General features: G+C 53.3%; 12 protein-coding genes. 3 read left to right on the top strand and 9 right to left on the bottom strand.

What is annotated here, in order from left to right; all coding sequences use genetic code 11:
* Positions 1-165 precede the first annotated feature (165 nt).
* The gene (locus FDW97_RS18880) at positions 166-1155 is read right to left on the bottom strand and encodes a zinc-dependent alcohol dehydrogenase family protein (RefSeq protein WP_137351468.1); all 990 of its coding nucleotides are present in this window, start codon (positions 1153-1155) and stop codon (positions 166-168) included.
* An 89-nt stretch (positions 1156-1244) separates the two neighbouring features.
* Positions 1245-2174, bottom strand: coding sequence for a LysR family transcriptional regulator (locus FDW97_RS18875; RefSeq protein WP_137351467.1), 930 nt, complete (start codon positions 2172-2174; stop codon positions 1245-1247).
* Positions 2175-2285: 111 nt separating this feature from the next.
* Here FDW97_RS18875 and FDW97_RS18870 point away from each other — a divergent pair, with 111 nt between their 5' ends.
* Positions 2286-2903 (top strand): glutathione S-transferase family protein, encoded by a 618-nt coding sequence (locus FDW97_RS18870; RefSeq protein WP_110498047.1) that lies wholly within the window; start codon positions 2286-2288, stop codon positions 2901-2903.
* 39 nt (positions 2904-2942) lie between these two features.
* Positions 2943-3170, top strand: coding sequence for a tautomerase PptA (gene pptA / locus FDW97_RS18865; RefSeq protein WP_069324916.1), 228 nt, complete (start codon positions 2943-2945; stop codon positions 3168-3170).
* Between the two features lie 38 nt (positions 3171-3208).
* Here the strand turns inward: pptA and FDW97_RS18860 are convergent, their stop codons facing one another.
* Complete coding sequence (locus FDW97_RS18860) at positions 3209-5185, bottom strand: alkyl/aryl-sulfatase (protein ID WP_110498049.1); 1977 nt, start codon at positions 5183-5185, stop codon at positions 3209-3211.
* 213 nt (positions 5186-5398) lie between these two features.
* Positions 5399-5971 carry a flavin reductase family protein gene (locus FDW97_RS18855; protein ID WP_038640667.1) on the bottom strand — a complete coding sequence of 191 codons (573 nt, stop codon included), beginning with the start codon at positions 5969-5971 and terminating at the stop codon, positions 5399-5401.
* Positions 5972-6128: 157 nt separating this feature from the next.
* On the opposite strand from FDW97_RS18855, the gene nhoA reads away from it, so the two are divergent.
* Entirely contained in the window at positions 6129-6974 is an 846-nt protein-coding gene (gene nhoA, locus FDW97_RS18850) for an N-hydroxyarylamine O-acetyltransferase (RefSeq protein WP_038640665.1), read from the top strand.
* Positions 6975-7033: 59 nt separating this feature from the next.
* On the opposite strand, the gene FDW97_RS18845 is transcribed toward nhoA, so the two are convergent.
* The 5 genes from FDW97_RS18845 to FDW97_RS18825 all read right to left on the bottom strand — a co-directional run bounded on the left by FDW97_RS18845 (position 7034) and on the right by FDW97_RS18825 (position 14678).
* Complete coding sequence (locus FDW97_RS18845) at positions 7034-7927, bottom strand: PhzF family isomerase (protein ID WP_137351466.1); 894 nt, start codon at positions 7925-7927, stop codon at positions 7034-7036.
* Positions 7928-8024: 97 nt separating this feature from the next.
* Positions 8025-8705, bottom strand: a complete 681-nt coding sequence (gene narI, locus FDW97_RS18840) for a respiratory nitrate reductase subunit gamma (RefSeq protein WP_038640663.1) — start codon at positions 8703-8705, stop codon at positions 8025-8027.
* The gene (gene narW, locus FDW97_RS18835; protein ID WP_137351465.1) at positions 8702-9397 is read right to left on the bottom strand and encodes a nitrate reductase molybdenum cofactor assembly chaperone; all 696 of its coding nucleotides are present in this window, start codon (positions 9395-9397) and stop codon (positions 8702-8704) included. The genes narI and narW overlap by 4 nt, the downstream gene beginning before the upstream one ends.
* Entirely contained in the window at positions 9397-10941 is a 1545-nt protein-coding gene (narH, locus tag FDW97_RS18830) for a nitrate reductase subunit beta (RefSeq protein WP_085048189.1), read from the bottom strand. Before narH ends, narW begins: the two co-directional genes overlap by 1 nt.
* On the bottom strand, positions 10938-14678 hold the full coding sequence (locus tag FDW97_RS18825) for a nitrate reductase subunit alpha (protein WP_137351464.1): 3741 nt from the start codon (positions 14676-14678) through the stop codon (positions 10938-10940). The genes narH and FDW97_RS18825 overlap by 4 nt, the downstream gene beginning before the upstream one ends.
* Between the last annotated feature and the right edge of the window lie 37 nt (positions 14679-14715).

Genomic DNA, 14715 nt, shown 5'->3' with positions numbered 1-14715 from the left:
ATACGAGAACCCGCTCAGAGACAAGTTTTCTCATTTCTTGATGGTTAAAAATAGCATTAACGTACAATATTAGGTGCTGAATCATCCACGCCACACGCGCACCCAGCAGTTTTTGTCGAAAGTGCTTTGAGACACATTGCGGCACAAGGGTGTGCCGCACAGGGGTTATACAGTGACAACGATTTTGCCTACCTGACCGTTGGCTTCCATGTATTGATGTGCCTCGACGATATCATCAAAGGCGAAGGTTTTATCAATCAGCGGATTGAGCTGCCCGGACTGCAATCCTTCAAAGATAAACCGTTTCGCTCGCGAAAGTTTTTCTGCGTCCGAGGTGATTTCAAAAATTTCATAACCACGGAAAGTCAAATGGCGACCGAGGATCTCAATGACCGGTATAGAAAGGTCGCGTGCATCAAGCGAGCCATATTGGAAAAAGATCCCACCGGCCGGCATCACCTGGGCAATTTTTGCCACTCCCGGGCCACCGACCGGATCGAAGACCACACGGGTTCCTTTGCCATCAGTAATGCGTGAGATCTCAGTGACAAGATCTTGCTCATGACTGGCGATAACATCTGCTGCCCCAAGCTGCAAAAGCTGGCTTCGCTTCTCGCTGGTTCGCGTCATCGCAATAGGCTTTGCGCCGAGCATATTAGCAATCTGAATTGCCGCCAGTCCCACGCTACTGGAAGCAGCATTGATCAGCACATTATCTCCAGGTTTAATATCCGCATATTCAACCAGCGCACCGAATGCGGTCACATACATCATCCAACTGGCGGCGGCTTCGGCAAAGCTGAGGTTGTGCGGATGTTTTACGACCGCGTGCGCCGGGGCATTAACGACTTCTCCATACATACCATATTGATGAAAGCTGAAAGCCGGAATGACGCTAACGTAATCCCCAGGTGCAAACTCACGTACGTTGTCTCCTACGGATTCAACGACTCCGGCAGCTTCATAACCCAACCGTGCCGGGAAATTAGGTTGGTAAATATACTGGCCTGTGCGGTACATAATCTCCGCACGGTTGATACCAATTGCCCGTACGCGGATCTGAACCTCATTTGCATCAGGTGCGGGAACCTGCATGTCCTGAATCTTCAGGACGTCAGCGTCACCAATTTGATTAAAAACTACGACCTTAGACATAGCAGACCTCAGTAAATTGTTCTGTATTGGGTCCGCACAATTTAACGATTCAGATGAGAGTGAAAAACCGCAGTTGCGGAACTTCACTATTACTCATTTCGTAACAATCCCTGAAGCCGCGGTTTTTGTTGGCTAAAAAGTTCGCACAGCCAGTCAATGAATACCCGCACGCGAGGGGTGAGGTGACGCCTGTCGGGGTAAAGCACAGAAACCGGTTTTGATTCTCCGGCGTAATCGGCCAGCACCTCAACGAGCTGACCCGACTGGAGGTAAGGGGCCAGCACGGCATGAACACCACGTATGATGCCGAGTCCAGATAAACTGCCGGTCAGCAATATATCGGAGTTATCAACGCTTATCCGCCCGGTGGGCGTGAATGATAAAGTTTTACCCCCGCTAATGAAGGACCACTCCAGCGCTTCCCGGTGACGCTCGCTAAAAAAGTTAAGCGCCTGGTGTCGGGATAAATCCTCTGGCGTCTGTGGTACGCCATGTTGTTGCAAATAATCCGGTGACGCGCAGGTCACCATCTTTACTTCACCAAGTCGCCTGGATATCAGGGAAGAGTCTTGTAATTCGCCGATACGGATCATGCAGTCGATACCTTCGGCAAGCATATCGATTTTACGGTCGGTGGAGGTGAGTACCATCTCGATGTCAGGATATCGCGACTGGAAATCTTTCAGCGCAGGAACTAACACGGAATGCGCCAGCGACAGAGGGGCATTAACCCTGAGTTTTCCGCGTGGCGGGCGGGTTGGCGAGAAAGAGGCCATGATGTCATCAACGTCGCCAAGCAGTATTTTTGTGCGTTGGTAAAAAGCGTCACCTTCATCGGTCAGCGTCACTTTACGGGTTGTGCGGTTAAGCAACTTTGCCCCCAGTTCGTCTTCAAGATGCTGGATGGCTTTGGTCACTGCGGGGCGATGCAGGTGCAATACGTCTGCAGCTCTGGCAAATCCACCTTGCTCAACAACCTGTATAAAAATGGTCATATATTCAAACATACTGGAACGCATCGCTTATTTCTCCCGATATCCGATCATTGTTATTATGAGAGTAATAATCATGCCTGCATAGGTTATTGAATGCTGCTCTACACTTAGTGTTTTAACGTTGAGGGTTACAGCATGATTAAGGTCTATGGGGTGCCGGGCTGGGGATCGGCCATCAGTGAAGTGATGCTCACACTGGCGGAGATCCCTTACAGTTTTATTAATGTCGACGGTTTTGACAGCGATGGTCCTTCGCGGGAGTTGCTTAAGACAATGAATCCGCTATGCCAGGTGCCCACACTGGTACTGGAAAATGGCGAAGTCATGACGGAAACAGCGGCGATCGCCCTGATGATCCTCGATCGTTGTCCCGAGCTTTCGCCCTCCGTTGGGCGCAGCGAGCGTCAGCAGTTCCAGCGTCTGTTGATATGGCTGGTGGCAAATGTCTATCCCACATTTACCTATGCCGATTATCCTGAACGCTGGGTGCCGGATGCTCCGGCGCAGTTGAAAAAAAATTGTATTGAGTACCGAAAATCTCTCTATATGTGGTTGAATGATCAGCTAAGCGCCGAGCCGTACGCTTTCGGAGAGCAGCTAACCTTGCTGGACGTCTATATTTGTGTGATGCGTAGCTGGGGGCCGGGACATGACTGGTTCCAGGACAACACGCCGAATATTAGCGCTATCGCTGATGCGGTTTGCCAGCACCCACGGCTACGTTCCGTGCTGAAAAACAATAAGATTATTTGAGAAAACACACTTTCTGACCAAAACAATAAGGAACCTGCTATGCCGCACGTTGATATTAAATGTTTTCCCCGCGATCTGAGCGACGAGCAAAAATCCGCGCTGGCGGCGGATATTACCGACGTCATTATTCGTCATTTGCAAAGCAAAGACAGCTCGGTAAGCGTGGCGCTGAATCAAGTTGAGCCAGAGGCGTGGCAGGGCGTGTGGGATGCGGAGATTAAGCCGCAGATGGCAACGTTAATTAAAAAACCTGGCTACAGCATGTGAGATAAAACGGGCGAATTTTCCGCCCGTTTTCAACAGGTTTACGGTGTAACGATGTTAAACCAGAATTCGAACTTATCCATATAGCCGAGCATAGCGTCAAGTTTAGCGCCGTCGCCGGTTATCTTCACATCGCCGCTGTCTTGCGCCTGTTTCAGCGTCACTTCCTTGAGGATGATTTTATTGAGCGTGTCGCGATTCAATGTGATCGTGGCGTCAGCCTCTTTTGCTTCGGCATTGGCGGTATGGTTTAGCACGCCATTTTCCAGTTCAAGCTTATATTTACCACCGTCGCTGCCAAGGTCGATGTTAAACACCGATTTGGCATCACCCGCTTTCTGCCCGTTAATATGTACCGCCAGATAGTCGAAGAACATTTCCGGCGTCATGGCGCGTACGGTATCCGGGCTGGCAGTGTTCGGGGTTGGGCCTTTAACCACACCATTACGCAGCTCTTGCGCGCCGGTCAGGTAAAAGTTGCGCCACGGACCGGATTCAGCCTGGTATCCTAGCTGTTCCAGCGCATCAGCTTCCAGGTTGCGCGCGGCCTGGTTATTGGGATCGGCAAACACCACTTTGCTCACCACCTGGGCCACCCAGCGATAGTTACCCTGGTCATAGTCGGCTTTCGCTTTCTGCAGAATGGCGTCCGCTCCGCCCATATAGTCGACGAATTTCTTCGCCGCTTCTTCCGGCGGCAGTTCATCCAGCGTTGCCGGGTTGCCATCAAACCAGCCGAGATAGAGCACATAGGTCGCTTTCACATCATGACTGACGGAACCATAGTAACCGCGATTAGCCCAGGTATGCGCCAGTGAGTCCGGCAGTTTAAAGTTCGCGGCGATTTCATCGCGGGTCAGACCTTCGTTAGCCATACGCAGCGTCTGGTCGTTGATGTAACGATACAGATCTCGCTGGCTTTTCAGCAGGTTCACGACTTTGTCATTACCCCAGGTTGGCCAGTGGTGCTGCGCCATCAGGATTTCTGCTTTATCTCCCCAGCGTACAATCGCTTCGTTGATGTATTTGGACCATGGCAACGGCTCACGAATTTTGGCCCCGCGCAGGGAGTAGGTGTTGTGCAGGGTGTGGGTGACGTCTTCAGCAGACTCAATCAGTTTCTTCTCTTCGATATACCACAACATTTCTGACGGCGCTTCGGAGCCTGGGGCCAACATGAAGTCATAGGTCAGGCCATCAATGACCTCTTTTTGCCCATCTTTTTCAATTATATGGGTTGGCGCAATCAGGGTGACGGTTCCCGCGGAGGTCGTGGTTCCCAGTCCGGCACCAACCTGACCTTTGGCATCAGGTTTTAGTAGATTGCCGTACATATAGCTCGCGCGACGGCTCATAACGTTGCCGGCCATGATATTCTCAGCAACCGCCGCTTCCATAAAGCCGGCAGGTGCATAAATCTTCACTTTGCCCGCTTTAACGTCGGCTTCATCAACAACGCCGCGCACGCCGCCGTAATGGTCAACGTGGCTGTGCGTATAAATCACCGCGACAACGGGTTTTTGACCGCGGTTTTTAAAGTAAAGATCCATCCCGACTTTGGCCGTTTCTGCTGATACCAGCGGGTCAACAACGGTGACGCCTTCTTTACCTTCAATGATCGTCATGTTGGACAGATCGAGGTTACGGATCTGGTAAACGCCTTCCGTCACTTCAAACAGTCCGCTGATGTTGATCAACTGGGACTGACGCCACAGGCTCGGATTTACCGTATCCGGGGCTTTATCGCCTTCTTTAATGAACGCATATTGTTGCGGATTCCAGATGACATTTCCTTGCTCACCTTTGATCACATCCTGAGGAATTGGGGCGATGAAGCCTTTATGAGCATCGGTAAAGTCGGTGTTATCGGAGAAGGGCAGTTGATTGAAAAGCGCATTGTTCGCTTGTTGCGTGGAAGCGGTTGCGTCCTTTGGCGCTTCAGCGGCAATCAGGGGAGCAGAGGCAGAGGTGAGTAACCCGGCAAGGATAAAACTTTGTGCGATTCTATTCAGTTGCATCGTAAAACCTCTCTGACACTTTATAAGTACAGTTGGGGGATGCTGCTTTGACTGATTGGATTTGGAATAGATATTTGAGTTAGAGCAAGTTTAACTATAATTCACGCAAATGATTCAGCAAGGAAGGACAGCGATTCATCCGACTGGTTTTTCAGAAGTTTTAAGAAGACGGTGAGGGATGAAAAGCATGAGCCGCCATTCGTTAGCAGACAATTATTCACCTGCGGTAATGCGTCTCCCGCTGGAGACAAACGTTCCGGCCCCAAGGTGATGCAGGGTAGTGAGCTTGTCATCATCAAACTGCCATCGTCCTTCCACGAAGGCTCTCTCATCAGCGGCCGCCGAGACCACTTCCCCAAACAGGGTGTCATACTTTTCCTGTGCCGCCGTTGCAGGCAGTAGACGGCATTCCATCCAGGCCAGGCATTTTGCTTCTATCAGCGGTAAACCCAACACCGGTCCTTGCACCACAGGAATGCCGTAGCAGTTGAATTTATCTTCCACGCGACCGGAAACGCTGCCAACGGCCCAGGTCCAGTTGGCGGCGGCAACCCCCGGAATAACGATGCCAAACATGCCGCTGCGTTCAATCAGTTCCCGCGACCAGGCGGTTTTATCAACCACAATTGCGATACGCGGTGGTTCAAACTCAACGGGCATTGACCACGCAGCGGCCATCACATTCCGCCGCTCTGTATGATCGTCCCGACTGGTGATTAAAATGGTAGGGCCGTGATTTAGCAGTCGACTGGCATGTTTCAATTCGAGAGGACGAAAATGGCTCATGGATGCTCCTTGGCTGAGAGATAACACACCACAATTAACTTAGATATTAACGGTATTAGCGATTTTGTCGCCTCGTGAGGAAGAACAACGCACAAAATCGACAGCGTAAAATTAAAAATGCGTTATAAGTACAACATTACACAAACAGGAAGCTGGTATGACGCCTTTTTTAAACGCTTATTTTGCCCGTATTGGCTGGTCAGGTTCGGCCAACGTCAACATTGAAACCCTGCGAGCGCTGCATTTACTGCACAACAGCGCCATTCCTTTTGAAAATCTCGATGTGCTGCTGCCACGCGAAATGCAACTCGACGACGCATCGTTGGAAGAGAAACTGGTGACGGCGCGTCGCGGCGGTTATTGTTTTGAGCAAAATGGGTTATTTGAGCGGGCGCTCCGCGAAATCGGTTTTACCGTTCGCAGTTTACTTGGACGTGTGGTACTGGCGAATCCGTCAAGCCTACCGCCACGCACGCATCGTCTGCTGCTGGTTGAGCTACAGGGAGAGCAGTGGATCGCTGACGTCGGGTTCGGTGGGCAAACGCTGACAGCGCCGATTCGTCTGCAGGCAGATGTTGCACAGCACACACCACACGGAGAGTATCGTCTGATTCAGGAAGGTGAAGACTGGATTTTGCAGTTCCTTCATCACGAACACTGGCAATCAATGTACCGTTTTGACCTGGTTATGCAGCATCAGAGCGATTATCTGATGGGCAACTTCTGGTCGGCGCATTGGCCGCAGTCGCATTTTCGTCACCATCTGCTGATGTGCCGTCATCTGCCAGACGGCGGTAAATTTACGTTAACCAATTTTCATTTTACCCATTATCAGGATGGCCATGCGGTAGAGCAGATTAATCTGCCTGACGTCGCCAGCCTGTACGCCTTATTGCAGGCACGGTTTGGATTGGGCGTGGATGATGTGAAGCATGGATTTACTGAAGAAGAATTGGCGACGGTAATGGCGGCGTTTGATACGCACCCGGAAGCGGGGAAATAACACCATCGGGAATAGTGCCGGATGCGGCGTAATCGCCATATCCGGCCCATAGAAATAGATTAAAAATCTATCGCCCATTCGGCATGAAACAGGATCACCGCCGAACCGGTAATGGTGACTTTTTCCGGCTGGTTATCACGAATAGCGACCGTCACATCAACTATACCGTCACGACCCAGCGCGCGGCCCTGATGCCCCTGAACACGTAACGTTTTGCCATCATGCGCCATCAGTCGGTGGTGAACCAGCCACGCGCCCATCGGCCCGTTGGCATTGCCGGTGACTGGATCTTCCACAATACCAATTGCGGGTGAAAACATGCGTCCATCGGTGGCGTTTTCGCCCTTACGGATTTGAAAAGGGAAGAAACCGTTACAGCCAATTTGTTGGCTGATGGTCGCCAGAGCCTGCAAATCTGGGGTAAGGGCGTCCAGGTCTACCTCAGGCTTTAGCGGAATCATCACTTTCGAATGGCCGGTGGTGGCAACCTGGATCGGCAGCCCTGGCAGCATATCGTCTTCGCTCAGATGCAGGGCGTGGATAATTGCAGCGCGAACCGCGCCTTGCAGCGGAGGTTCAAATCCAGGTGTTCCTTGCTCAAGGCTAATGCGATAGTCATTCCCTACAGTTTCAACATCCACCCGATGACGCCCGGCCAGCGAGGTTTGCCAGACAGTCGTGTTGCTCAGACCCAGTACCTTGGCCCGCACGTAGTGCGCGGCGACGGTAGCATGTCCACAGATGGGAACTTCGACCGTCGGCGTGAAATAGCGGATGTGTACATCGCTGTCGTTGCTGGTCAGCAGGAATGCAGTTTCCGAATGACGCAGCTCGCGGGCAATCAGCTGCATCTGCGCTTCGCTCAGTCCGTCAGCATGCAGCACCACGCCCGCTGAATTGCCGCGAAAGGGGACCGAGGTAAAGGCATCGACGTGGTAAACCTGTGGTTTCATTAGCGTTCTCCCTGGAATGGAGAAGCATCATAGCGTACAAAAAGCGGGATAGCGATGCAGACCTGGTGGCGCTTAGGCCACCAGGCATCAGAGGCAATTAGCGGCGCGAGCGCACAATTTGATAGCGGCGGGTGAAGTACTCAAACGGCGCACTCCACACGTGTACCAGACGAGTGAACGGGAACAGTAGGAATATCGTCATGCCTAGCACCAGATGGGCACGGAATATCGGCGCCACGCCATCCAGATGCGCGGATGCGCCCCCCTGGAAAGTCACCACCGACTGCGCCCAACCGACCAGTTTCAGCATTTCACTGCCGTCAGGGTGCTGTGCGGAGAACGGAATAGTGGTTAAGCCGAGAATGCATTGAACCAGCAGAATGCACAGGATCAGAATATCGGCAGTGGATGATGTTGCGCGAATGCGTGGATTAGTCAGGCGCCGCACCAGCAAACCCGCGCCCCCAACCAGCGTTAACACGCCGCAAACACCGCCGAGAATCATTGCCATTTGCTGTTTCACCGCAATCGGCAGGAACCAGGCATACATCCAGTGCGGGGTCAGCATGCCAAACAGGTGACCGAAAAAAATCCCCAGAATGCCGATATGGAACAAGTTTGACCATAACACCATACCGCGTTTGTCCAGCATTTGACTGGAAGAGGCGCGCCAGGTGTATTGCCCGTAGTCGTAACGCAACCAACTGCCGAGGATAAACACCGTGCCGCACAAATACGGGTAGATATCGTAAAAGAAGACGTTCAGATACTGTATCATTTCGGACCTCCCGCGCTGACGTCGACATACTGCGGCGCCACGTCCTGGCTAAAGCGTCGTTGATAGTTTTGTAACGGTGAGCTGTCACAAGCGGTGGCGTTATCTTCGATAAACTTCACCTGTTCCTCTTCCCAGACCGCATCCAGGGCCTGACGGGTATCGTCACGTGTTTCTGCGCCAACCTGCCTGGTGACACTGTCACTTGAAAGGGGGCTACCGGCAAGCAGCAGCAGGGCATCAAACAACTGATACCACGGCGTATCGCGCTGTTTTAAGCGACCGCCAAGCAGTGCCAGAATGGGGGCGACATTCTGTAAACCTTCTTTGGCCTGGGCCTCCGGCAGCACGCTTAAATACTCCAGATACAACGGTAGATGATCCGGCAACTCGCGGCAGTTAAGCTGGAGCCCGACCTTTTCGTACTGCGCCAGCAGATCAACCATCGCCTGGCCGCGATCACGCGACTCGGCATGGACATGTTCGAACAACAGCAGTGAGGTGGCGCGCCCCCGATCAAACACCTCGCACCATTCGGCTTGCTTATCCAGTAATGGCGCATTGAGCAGGGCCTGGCTAAATTCGATAAGCATTGGGGCATCGCTGGACATCAGCGCCAGCGCGTCGTCTTTACACTCCCACAGCAGTTCGTCCGGATATTCCATCAGCAGTCCGATAACCTTGAGGATTTGCATTATTCACCCTCCGCTTTATCGCGCACTTCGGTAATGTCGATGGCATCAATACGGCTGCTGTTAAACAGGTTGAACTTGGTATCCGAACCGTGACAGCCGTCGCCAAAGGTGAAACCACAACCGTTTTTCTCCGGGAAAGCGTCGCGCGCCATTTCACGGTGGCTGGTCGGGATCACGAAGCGGTCTTCATAGTTGGCGATAGCCAGATAGCGATACATCTCCTCCACCTGCTCAACGGTCAGACCGACTTCCTCAATGGCGCGGGTATCCGTCACGCCTTCGACGGTTTGTGAGCGCATATAGTGGCGCATCGCCATCATGCGCTTGAGCGCGCGTAGTACCGGGGCGGTATCGCCAGCGCTTAGCATATTGGCGAGGTACTGTACCGGGATACGCAGTGATTCCACCGCCGGTAAAATATTGCCATTGCGCGGCAGGCCACCGGCATCAGCGACCGACTGAATCGGTGACAACGGCGGCACATACCAGACCATCGGCAGAGTGCGATACTCAGGATGTAACGGCAGCGCCAGCTTCCAGTCCATTGCCATTTTGTAGACCGGCGAACGTTGGGCGGCGTCGATAACATTCTGTGGAATGCCTTGTTTTAACGCCTCTTCGATGACCGCCGGATCGTGCGGATTGAGGAACACATCGCACTGACGCTCATACAGGTCGGTCTCATGCTCAGTACTGGCCGCTTCCTCGATGCGGTCGGCGTCGTACAGCAATACACCGAGATAACGGATACGCCCAACGCAGGTTTCCGAACATACCGTCGGCTGGCCGGACTCAATACGCGGGTAACAGAAAATGCACTTCTCTGACTTACCGCTCTTCCAGTTAAAATAGATTTTCTTGTATGGACAACCGCTGATACACAAACGCCAACCGCGGCATTTGTCCTGGTCGATCAGCACAATGCCGTCTTCCTCACGCTTATAGATGGCACCACTCGGGCAGGTGGCGACACAGCTTGGGTTCAGACAGTGTTCACAGAGTCGCGGTAAATACATCATGAAGGTGTTTTCGAACTGACCGTACATCTCCTTCTGCATTTTCTCGAAGTTTCGGTCACGGGCGCGTTTTGAGAACTCGCCGCCGAGCAGCTCTTCCCAGTTGGGGCCCCAGATAATCTTGTCCATCCGTTTACCGTCGATCAACGAACGTGGACGCGCAGTGGGCTGGTTTTTGCCTTCCGGTGCGCTATGCAGATGCTGATAATCGTAGGTAAACGGTTCATAGTAATCATCGATTTGCGGGATCACCGGGTTGGCGAATATTTTGGTAATCACCCCCATCTTGCCGCCCAGACGCGGTCTTATCTTGCCGTTGACATCGCGAACCCAGCCGCCTTGCCACTCTTCCTGATCTTCCCAGTTTTTCGGATAACCAATGCCTGGTTTGGTCTCGACGTTGTTAAACCATGCATATTCCATCCCTTCGCGCCCGGTCCAGACGTTTTTACAGGTGACGGAGCAGGTGTGGCAGCCGATACACTTGTCAAGATTAAGAACCATGCCTACCTGTGAGCGTATTTTCATTTTTTCGCCTCCTGTACCTGATCGCGACCTTCATCATCCAGCCAGTTAATATTTTTCATTTTTCTAATCATGATGAACTCATCGCGGTTAGAGCCGACCGTACCGTAATAGTTAAAGCTGTACGCCAACTGCGCATAGCCACCGATCATATGCGTCGGTTTCGGGCAGACGCGGGTGACCGAGTTATGGATCCCGCCACGCATCCCGGTGACTTCTGAGCCGGGAATGTTCATGATTCGTTCCTGAGCGTGATACATCATGGTCATTCCCGGTGGCACGCGCTGACTCACTACCGCACGGGCGGTAAGCGCGCCATTGGCGTTAAAGGCTTCGATCCAGTCGTTATCTTCAATACCCAACTCTTTGGCATCGGTCTCGCTGATCCAGACGATGGGGCCGCCGCGCGACAGCGTCAGCATCAGCAGGTTTTCGCTGTAGGTGGAGTGGATCCCCCATTTCTGATGCGGCGTCAGGAAGTTGAGCGCTTTTTCCGGAAAACCGTTAGGCGGAACGTCGCGCATTTCGCTAACGCTGCGGGTGTCGATAGGCGGACGGTAGGCCACCAGGCTTTCACCAAATGCACGCATCCACGCGTGATCCTGATACAACTGCTGGCGACCGGACAGGGTGCGCCATGGGATCAGCTCGTGGACGTTGGTATAGCCTGCGTTATAGGAGACATGTTCGCTTTCAAGACCGGACCAGGTCGGGCTGGAGATAATTTTGCGCGGCTGCGCCTGAATATCGCGAAAACGGATCTTCTCATCTTCTTTGTTCAACGCCAGATGCGTATGGTCGCGTCCGGTCATGGCGCCCAGCGCTTCCCAGGCTTTGACCGCCACCTGACCGTTGGTTTCCGGCGCCAGGGCGAGGATCACCTCCGACGCATCCAGTGCGGTGTCGATCAGCGGTCGACCTTTCGCCGGACCTTCGCGTTTGGTGTAGTTCAGCTTGCCGAGGAAATCGACCTCGGTCTGGGTATTCCAGGAGATACCTTTGCCACCATTTCCGAGTTTGTCCATTAGCGGGCCGAGCGAGGTAAAACGTTCGTAAGTGGCAGGGTAGTCACGCTCCACGACGGCGATATTAGGCGCAGTTTTTCCTGGAACAAGATCGCATTCGCCTTTGCGCCAGTCGAGGATGTCAAACGGCTGCGCCAGTTCTGCTGGTGAGTCGTGTTGCAGCGGTTGCAGGACGACATCGGTTTCTTGCCCAAGGTGCCCGACACAGACCTCCGAGAACACTTTGGCGATGCCTTTATAGATTTCCCAGTCGCTCTTCGATTCCCACGCCGGATCGACCGCCGCCGACAGCGGGTGAATAAACGGATGCATATCCGAGGTGTTCATATCATCTTTTTCATACCAGGTGGCGGTCGGCAGAACGATATCGGAGAACAGACAGGTACTGGACATACGGAAATCGAGCGTGACCAGCAGATCAAGCTTGCCTTCAATCGCCGCAGCCTGCCATTCCACCTCTTCAGGTTTAATGCCCTCGCTTGAACCGAGCGCTTCTCCCTGGATCCCGCTTTCGGTACCCAGTAAATACTTGAGCATGTATTCATGCCCTTTACCGGAGGAGCCGAGCAGGTTAGAGCGCCAGACAAAGAGGTTGCGCGGATGGTTGTGGCCGCTGTCCGGCTGCTCGCAGGCAAAACGGATATCACCCGATTTCAGCGCTTGTGCGGTGTATTCCACAGGAGACAAGCCAGCCTGTTCAGCCTTCGCTTTCACGGTCAATGGGTTGAGGTTAAGCTGCGGGGCGGACGGCAGCCAGCCCATTCTTTCGGCGCGTACGTTAAAGTCGATTAAATGCCCGCTAAATTTCGACGCGTCGGCCAGCGGAGAGAGGAGCTCCTGCGCGGTGAGTTTTTCATAACGCCACTGGCTGGAGTGGTTGTAGAAAAAAGAAGTGCTGTTCATCTGACGCGGCGGGCGGTTCCAGTCCAGCGCAAACGCCAGCGGTAACCAGCCGGTTTGCGGACGCAGTTTCTCCTGACCCACATAGTGCGCCCAGCCACCGCCGCTTTGCCCCACGCAGCCACAGAACACCAGCATGTTAATCATGCCACGGTAGTTCATGTCCATGTGATACCAGTGATTAACGCCAGCCCCGAGGATGATCATCGACCGGCCATGAGTTTTGTGTGCCGTATCGGCAAACTCCCTGGCGATTTGTTCGATATGACGGCGTGGCACACCGGTGATTTGTTCTCCCCAGGCCGGGGTGTAGGCTTTCACTTCGCTGTAATCTTGCGCGCTATGAACGTCATCCAGACCACGATCGAGACCGTAATTCGCCAGTACCAGATCATAAACGCTCACTACCGGGCAACTGCGGCCATCGGCGAGGGTGAGGCGTTTTACCGGAAGCTGACGCACCAGCACCGGCTGTTGTTTTACGCTGCGAAAATGCGGGTTTTCGTTGCCGCCAAAGTAGGGGAATGCTACCCCAGCCACGTCATCATGCTGACCAAGCAACGAGAGGGAAAGTTCTGTTTCTACCCCTGCGGCCAACGACTCGAGGTTCCATTTTCCCGTCTCACCCCAGCGAAAGCCGATGGAGCCGTTCGGCACGACCAGCTCACCGTCGCTGTTAAAGGCCACGGTTTTCCACTCCGGATTGTTGCTTTCGCCCAGACCGTCAACAAGGTCTGAAGCGCGCATCATACGTCCAGGCACGTAGCTGCCGTCTTCACGCGCATCCAGCAGGACCAGCATTGGCATATCGGTATAGCGGCGGCAGTAATTGAGGAAGTAGTCGCTGGGCCTGTCGAGGTGAAATTCTTTTAAAATCACATGGCCCATTGCCATCGCCAGCGCGCTGTCGGTGCCTTGTTTTGGTGCCAGCCACTGGTCGCACAGTTTGGCGACTTCCGAGTAGTCGGGCGTAATGGCAATGGTTTTAGTGCCTTTGTAGCGCACTTCGGTAAAAAAATGCGCGTCAGGCGTACGGGTCTGTGGGACGTTAGAACCCCAGGCAATAATATAACTGGAGTTATACCAGTCGGCGGATTCAGGAACGTCGGTCTGCTCGCCCCAGGTCATTGGCGACGCAGGCGGTAAGTCGCAATACCAGTCATAAAAGCTCAGGCAGGTGCCGCCAAGAAGGGAAAGATAACGCGTGCCTGCGGCATAGGAGACCATCGACATTGCCGGAATAGGTGAAAATCCGGCCACGCGATCCGGGCCGTAGGTCTTTACCGTCCAGACGTTGGCGGCGGCAATCAACTGATTAAGTTCTTTCCAGCTAGAACGGATAAAACCACCGCGACCGCGTACCTGCTTGTAGCACTGGCATTTTTGCGGGTCGTTCATAATCGATTCCCAGGCCAGCACCGGGTCGGACTGGCGGGTCAGGGCGTCGCGCCACAGTTCGATCAAACGTTTACGCACTAACGGATATTTCAGGCGGTTGGCGCTGTAAAGATACCAGGAGTAGCTGGCGCCGCGCGGACAGCCGCGGGGTTCATGATTTGGCAGGTCAGGGCGGGTGCGCGGGTAGTCAGTTTGCTGCGTTTCCCAGGTCACCAGTCCGTTTTTGACGTAGATTTTCCAGCTACATGAGCCGGTACAGTTCACGCCGTGGGTAGAGCGCACAATTTTATCGAACTGCCAGCGCTGACGATAACTGTCTTCCCAGTCCCGATTGGTGTGCATCACTTGCCCATGCCCCTCGGCAAACGTATCGCCCTTTTGTTTAAAGTAGCGAAAGCGATCTAACAGTTTACTCATGACATAACTCCTGCTTCGATAATATTGCCGACGATGA

The sequence above is a fragment of the Citrobacter sp. wls708 genome (assembly GCF_005281255.1).
In the GTDB taxonomy this organism is placed as follows: Bacteria; Pseudomonadota; Gammaproteobacteria; order Enterobacterales; family Enterobacteriaceae; genus Citrobacter; species Citrobacter werkmanii.
The sequence above is the reverse complement of the archived record's forward strand: the minus strand, read 5'-3'. Positions and strand labels throughout refer to the sequence as shown.